1 rRNA gene is annotated in these 3,289 nt (G+C 56.8%); it reads right to left on the bottom strand.

The annotated features are described in order from the left end of the window. Positions 1-22 precede the first annotated feature (22 nt). Positions 23-3,148 (bottom strand): 23S ribosomal RNA (locus tag ACIQCZ_RS42320). Positions 3,149-3,289 lie beyond the last annotated feature (141 nt).

Here is a 3,289-nt window from a genome sequence, read left to right as displayed (position 1 = left end):
AACACAGTGGACGCGAGCAACTGAGGACAAGCCCTCGGCCTATTAGTACCAGTCAGCTCCACCCGTTACCGGGCTTCCACATCTGGCCTATCAACCCAGTCGTCTACTGGGAGCCTTAACCCCTCAAAGGGGGTGGGAATACTCATCTCGAAGCAGGCTTCCCGCTTAGATGCTTTCAGCGGTTATCCTTTCCGAACGTAGCCAACCAGCCATGCCCTTGGCAGAACAACTGGCACACCAGAGGTTCGTCCGTCCCGGTCCTCTCGTACTAGGGACAGCCCTTCTCAATATTCCTACGCGCACAGCGGATAGGGACCGAACTGTCTCACGACGTTCTAAACCCAGCTCGCGTACCGCTTTAATGGGCGAACAGCCCAACCCTTGGGACCGACTCCAGCCCCAGGATGCGACGAGCCGACATCGAGGTGCCAAACCATCCCGTCGATATGGACTCTTGGGGAAGATCAGCCTGTTATCCCCGGGGTACCTTTTATCCGTTGAGCGACAGCGCTTCCACAAGCCACTGCCGGATCACTAGTCCCGACTTTCGTCCCTGCTCGACCCGTCGGTCTCACAGTCAAGCTCCCTTGTGCACTTACACTCAACACCTGATTGCCAACCAGGCTGAGGGAACCTTTGGGCGCCTCCGTTACTCTTTAGGAGGCAACCGCCCCAGTTAAACTACCCATCAGACACTGTCCCTGATCCGGATCACGGACCCAGGTTAGACATCCAGCACGACCAGAGTGGTATTTCAACGACGACTCCACAACCACTGGCGTGGCCGCTTCAAAGTCTCCCACCTATCCTACACAAGCCGAACCGAACACCAATATCAAACTGTAGTAAAGGTCCCGGGGTCTTTCCGTCCTGCTGCGCGAAACGAGCATCTTTACTCGTAGTGCAATTTCACCGGGCCTATGGTTGAGACAGTCGAGAAGTCGTTACGCCATTCGTGCAGGTCGGAACTTACCCGACAAGGAATTTCGCTACCTTAGGATGGTTATAGTTACCACCGCCGTTTACTGGCGCTTAAGTTCTCAGCTTCGCCGACCCGAAAGTCAGCTAACCGGTCCCCTTAACGTTCCAGCACCGGGCAGGCGTCAGTCCGTATACATCGCCTTACGGCTTCGCACGGACCTGTGTTTTTAGTAAACAGTCGCTTCTCGCTGGTCTCTGCGGCCACCCCCAGCTCAGGACGTAAAGCCCATCACCAGGAATGGCCCCCCTTCTCCCGAAGTTACGGGGGCATTTTGCCGAGTTCCTTAACCATAGTTCACCCGAACGCCTCGGTATTCTCTACCTGACCACCTGAGTCGGTTTAGGGTACGGGCCGCCATGAAACTCGCTAGAGGCTTTTCTCGACAGCATAGGATCATCCACTTCACCACAATCGGCTCGGCATCAGGTCTCAGCCTTAACGTGTGACGGATTTACCTACCACACGGCCTACACCCTTACCCCGGGACAACCACCGCCCGGGCTGGACTACCTTCCTGCGTCACCCCATCGCTTACCTACTACAAGTCTGGTCCGTCGGCTCCACCACTACCCTCAACTCCGAAGAGATCGGGCCGGCTTCACGGACTTAGCATCGCCTGATTCAGTACTGGGCGTTTCAAAGCGGGTACCGGAATATCAACCGGTTGTCCATCGACTACGCCTGTCGGCCTCGCCTTAGGTCCCGACTTACCCTGGGCAGATCAGCTTGACCCAGGAACCCTTAGTCAATCGGCGCACACGTTTCTCACGTGTGTATCGCTACTCATGCCTGCATTCTCACTCGTGAACCGTCCACAACTCGCTTCCACGGCTGCTTCACCCGGCACACGACGCTCCCCTACCCATCCGTACTCCCGTTGGGGATACATGTACGAATGACACGACTTCGGCGGTACGCTTGAGCCCCGCTACATTGTCGGCGCGGAATCACTTGACCAGTGAGCTATTACGCACTCTTTCAAGGATGGCTGCTTCTAAGCCAACCTCCTGGTTGTCTCTGCGACTCCACATCCTTTCCCACTTAGCGTACGCTTAGGGGCCTTAGTCGATGCTCTGGGCTGTTTCCCTCTCGACCATGGAGCTTATCCCCCACAGTCTCACTGCCGCGCTCTCACTTACCGGCATTCGGAGTTTGGCTAAGGTCAGTAACCCGGTAGGGCCCATCGCCTATCCAGTGCTCTACCTCCGGCAAGAAACACACGACGCTGCACCTAAATGCATTTCGGGGAGAACCAGCTATCACGGAGTTTGATTGGCCTTTCACCCCTAACCACAGGTCATCCCCCAGGTTTTCAACCCTGGTGGGTTCGGTCCTCCACGAAGTCTTACCTCCGCTTCAACCTGCCCATGGCTAGATCACTCCGCTTCGGGTCTTGAGCGTGCTACTCAACCGCCCTGTTCGGACTCGCTTTCGCTACGGCTTCCCCACACGGGTTAACCTCGCAACACACCGCAAACTCGCAGGCTCATTCTTCAAAAGGCACGCAGTCACGACTGCATGTGCAAGCACACACAGCGACGCTCCCACGGCTTGTAGGCACACGGTTTCAGGTACTATTTCACTCCGCTCCCGCGGTACTTTTCACCATTCCCTCACGGTACTATCCGCTATCGGTCACCAGGGAATATTTAGGCTTAGCGGGTGGTCCCGCCAGATTCACACGGGATTTCTCGGGCCCCGTGCTACTTGGGTGTCTCTCAAACGAGCCGTCAATGTTTCAGCTACGGGGGTCTTACCCTCTACGCCGGACCTTTCGCATGTCCTTCGCCTACATCAACGGTTTCTGACTCGCCTCACAGCCGGCAGACTGTGAAAGAGAGATCCCACAACCCCACATGCGCAACCCCTGCCGGGTATCACACGCATACGGTTTGGCCTCATCCAGTTTCGCTCGCCACTACTCCCGGAATCACGGTTGTTTTCTCTTCCTGAGGGTACTGAGATGTTTCACTTCCCCTCGTTCCCTCCACACTGCCTATGTGTTCAGCAGCGGGTGACAGCCCATGACGACTGCCGGGTTTCCCCATTCGGACACCCCCGGATCAAAGCTCGGTTGACAGCTCCCCGGGGCCTATCGTGGCCTCCCACGTCCTTCATCGGTTCCTGGTGCCAAGGCATCCACCGTGCGCCCTTAAAAACTTGGCCACAGATGCTCGCGTCCACTGTGCAGTTCTCAAACAACGACCAGCCACCCATCACCCCGCTCCACAGAGCAGGTTCACTGGGGCCGGCAACTGAAGGCGACCTCACGGCCGTACCCTCAGATACCCAACAACGTGCCCGACA

The sequence above is a fragment of the Streptomyces sp. NPDC093149 genome (assembly GCF_044754145.1).
Classification (GTDB): domain Bacteria; phylum Actinomycetota; class Actinomycetes; order Streptomycetales; family Streptomycetaceae; genus Streptomyces.
Note: the sequence above shows the minus strand (reverse complement) of the source record. Positions and strands in the feature narration are given on the sequence as shown.